Genomic DNA, 4,502 nt, shown 5'->3' with positions numbered 1-4,502 from the left:
AAACTTTTTAGTTTTTATATATTAGTTTGTCTAATCTATTATTTAATCATAATAGACTGGCTCAATCGATCACTTGTTTAGATTTCAAAGATTGACTAATAGTTTAACAATTGTAAGTTAAAAGAACAACGATAAGAAAAAGGCTTTATTAACGGTGAAGTTAAAGGTGGTTTCTCGTTTCGTGAGCTGGAATTATATATGAGGGATGCTTAAAGATAGTTGAAATAATTGCAAAATATTTTACAAATTTAAATTTTATTTCTGATACATAAATTTGGAGAGCTTCCTTGCTCTCCGTTTGATTTAACGCCACCACTTTGATATCAAATTTACATCTATGATTACATAGGCTGTGTTACTTCGTCCTTGATCTCAACAGTAACAGTTGTTCCGCTAGTATCATTTGTATATGCGGTATAGCCGTCAGTTGATGCACCCTTTTGCCAGCCAGCATCTTTAAATTCTACTTTGTCTCCAGCATCAGCTGTTATTTTTAGTGTATTGTCGCCGTCAGTTAAACTTATGACATCACTTAGTTTAACGCTCAAAGTAGTATTTTGGCTCTTATTAGAGATATTAAGCTCTTCAAAGTTGTGTGCTTGGCTTGCAATACTATCTAAATTTATAGATGTTCCTGGATTAGTGATAGCTAGTTTATCATAGCCAGTACCACCGTTGATGTCGTTGTTATTGCCTTTGATCCATCCAACTGTTATAGTATCATTACCATCACCTAAATTTATCTTAGAATTTATGACATAGCCTCCAGCTTCTATAACGTCATCACCACTTCCAGTTGTAACATTAGAGTTGTCTATGTTTGTGCCAACTTTTAGTTTATTATTGCCGTCACCTAGATATACGCCGTACTCTTCGTCATTTGTTCCTACTATCTTACCGCTAGCATTCCATATATAACCTCTTACTTCTACATTGTCATCACCATTTCCAGTTGTGACTTTAGAGTTATCGATATTAGTTCCAATATCAAGCTTATTATTGCCATCACCTAGATCTACTATTGACTTACCAGCTATATAACCATCTCCATTGGTAAATTTATTATTCGCCTCGTCATACCCAGTTTTAACTATATCATCACCACTACCCATTTGAACTTTAGAGCCAGATATATTTGAATAAACGCTTAGATAATTATCTCCATCACCCAAGTCAACTACAGATCTATCGGTGATATAACGACTACTATGGCCTGAGGTTCCGACTACTACCTTATCATTGCCGCTACCACCTATAATGGTCCCGGTATCAACATCTGTGCCTATTCCTAGTTCGTTGTTATAGTAGCGAGTTCCGTCGCTATTAACTATATGGCTAGTTATTTTGCTATCCGAAGCCGTATTGCCAACAGCATCAGTTATCTCTACACTGATTTTTTCATTAGGGCTAATAGTTCTTGTTAAATTTACCTTCCCATTAAATTTTCCATTAGCATCAGTAGTAGCTCTACCTATCTCATGGTCATTTGCATCTTTGATGACGAATTCTCTATTATGCTCATCTGAGCTAACTGAGATACGGACAGTTTTAGTTAATTTGGTATCGCTTTCACCTAGGTTGATAGTACCTTTGTTGCCCAAAATACCTCCTAAGTATCCTCCTATGCTTATCTTATCATTTCCTTTACCAGCTAGCACTTCGGCACCACCAGTAACATTACCACCAACATTAAGAATATCATTGTGGTCACTAAGAGACATTCTTCCACCTATTAAATTTCTCACTGGCAACGGCATAGTTCCTGCACCTGGCAAACTACTGCTATCTGCAACAAGATCAACACTTTCTAGTGTGATACTTGCATGAGTATCTATATCTATTGTATACTCGCCACTTGTCTTGCTAGAGCCACCGATAGTTGCCTTGGCTGTAAATTTATGCTCGCCGTCATTTAGTGGAGTGCTAGGTGTAAAGCTCCAGTTACCATCTTTGTCAGCTGTAGTTGTGCCTAAAGAGTGTGTGCCATCAAAAATTTCTATCGTAGCAAATTTATCTGCTTTGCCTATTAACTTTGGAGTTTTATCGTCAGTCTTGCCGTCTTTTGATACATCTCCTGTCACGCTACCAAAATCATCATGTACGGTTGTGATAGTAACATCTTTAATATTTACAGTCTCACGGAAGACATAATTTGCAATGTCGCTTGCGCTATCGTTACCATTTAGATTAAGATGATCTGTGATGGTCGCATCAACACGAGTTGCATGAACAAAACCAGCTTCGTCTCTACTATATAGAGTTATTTCAGATACATCTATAGCGCTGTTATTTACTGATGGGATACCTGCATGTATGACATTACCATTTATATCAACCTCGTCAAATGTCACAGTGCCATCAGCAGCTTTGTGGATAACAAATGTCTTCACAGCTGTTGGAGCTGGATTATCATCTGGATATTTTACTACGCCAGTATCTGCATAAATTTTGTTATAGTCAGTTATAACAACTGTTAGTTTATCGCCATCTGAGAAGATACTTGGTAGCTTGATACGTGCTGTTGTGTGGTGTATATCACCATCTAGTCCAGCATACTCCATTTTCATACCAATAGATCCAGGTCCGCCATTGCCTACTATGGCTGGATCAAATTCTTTGCTGCCTTCTACAAACATAACAGTTGGGGCTTGCATGCTTTCTCTACTTATATACCTAGAATTCATACCCATACTCGAATCATCTTCGCCTGTTATTTTTACTTCTATACCACGTGAATGTGTGTGATCATAGTTGGCTGTTGGCATATCGTGGATATCTATACCAAATTTCTCGCCAGTGCCATTTGTAGATGTAAGACCTGATTTGATAACTGTCTTATCAGTAGCTGAAGTGATCTGATCAACTGTCATAAAGCCATCAGCTGCTTTATGAACTAAGAAATATTTATAAGCAGTCGTATCTGTACCACCTGTTGCGGCTAAAGATGCAGCACTAGGTCCAAAACCATATTTTACAGTTATAACGTCGCCATCTTGGATATTGTCAGGTAATGATATACGAGCTGTGGTGTGGTTTATGTCACCATCAAGTGCAGACGTGGCTCTATTATACCTCCTAGTAGTATCTATGTTGCCAGTTTTCATATCGCTTAAAACATTACCATTCTTATCAAGCTCTACAAATTCAACGTCAGCCATTTTGACATTTTCAAATTTAACACTCGAAGTAGCTTTAAGGGTTGTGCCTTCTAGCTCAGCTGTGATACTAGCTGCATTTCCGAGGGCTGTTTGGTAGTGGTTATAGTTATAGCCAACCTTTATGCCATTATTGCCGTCAAATACATTGTTGCCTTTTGTATCTATAACGCTTGTAACGTTGCCACTAGCATCTTTATGAACTGTGTAATAGTCATTTATGCCAGTGCCTATAACGTGGATCTTGCTGCCGTCCTTTGCAAGGTTTGGTATGCTGATGGTTGCAGTAGCTTTTGTGCCATCCTCAGCATAGTTCTCGCCTCTTGTGATAGTACCGTTGCCATCTGCGTCATCATTAAATTTGATAGTAAATTTATCTGGAGCAGTAGTCTCGCCTGTGGCTGTATTGCCAGCGCCATCAGTAGCCTTTGCGATCACTGGAGTGTTATCTTTTGTCGCATCGTCGCTGATAGTGACCTTGCCACTATTTGGATCAAGTTTAAAAGCACCTGTTGGAGCTGTCGTCTTGCCAGGAGTGCTATCTACAACCCAGCCAGCACTTGGATTTTTGACCACGGTTATAGTTTGCGTGTTGCCACCATTATCTATGTATGAAATTTCAACCTTTGTCGCGTCATTGTCGTGAGGCACTACATCAACTGTGCCGTCAGCTTTTGGAGTGAGATCTACCTGCGGCGGCACAACGTCTGATACTGGAGTAGTAGCTGGAGTACCATTGCCTGCATCATCTTTTGGAGTAACTTTTACCTCAGTACCTGGTTTTAGTGGTTCATTATCTGGTGTAGGAACACTAAATGTACCATCAGGATTTACTGGAACTGTAACTGGGGTATGACCAGGAATTTCAACAGTTACTTTGGTATTTGGATCTGGATTTGGAACCTTACCAGTTACTACTGTTGAAGTGTTGTTAATTGGATCTAGAGTTACTGTTGGGGTAGTTACGTCTGATACTGGAGTAGTAGCTGGAGTACCATTGCCTGCATCATCTTTTGGAGTAACTTTTACCTCAGTACCTGGTTTTAGTGGTTCATTATCTGGTGTAGGAACACTAAATGTACCATCAGGATTTACTGGAACTGTAACTGGGGTATGACCAGGAATTTCAACAGTTACTTTGGTATTTGGATCTGGATTTGGAACCTTACCAGTTACTACTGTTGAAGTGTTGTTAATTGGATCTAGAGTTACTGTTGGGGTAGTTACGTCTGATACTGGAGTAGTAGCTGGAGTACCATTGCCTGCATCATCTTTTGGAGTAACTTTTACCTCAGTACCTGGTTTTAGTGGTTCATTATCTGGTGTAGGAACACTAAATGTACCATC

1 protein-coding gene is annotated in these 4,502 nt (G+C 39.1%); it reads right to left on the bottom strand.

The features are described 5' to 3' along the window. Positions 1-341: 341 nt before the first annotated feature. Positions 342-4,502: Ig-like domain-containing protein (locus tag CYP77_RS10005; protein WP_181001423.1), on the bottom strand; the 4,161-nt coding region annotated here is incomplete at its 5' end.

Source organism: Campylobacter concisus, from assembly GCF_002913865.1.
Classification (GTDB): domain Bacteria; phylum Campylobacterota; class Campylobacteria; order Campylobacterales; family Campylobacteraceae; genus Campylobacter_A; species Campylobacter_A concisus_AM.
This window is presented reverse-complemented; position numbering and strand designations above follow the sequence as displayed.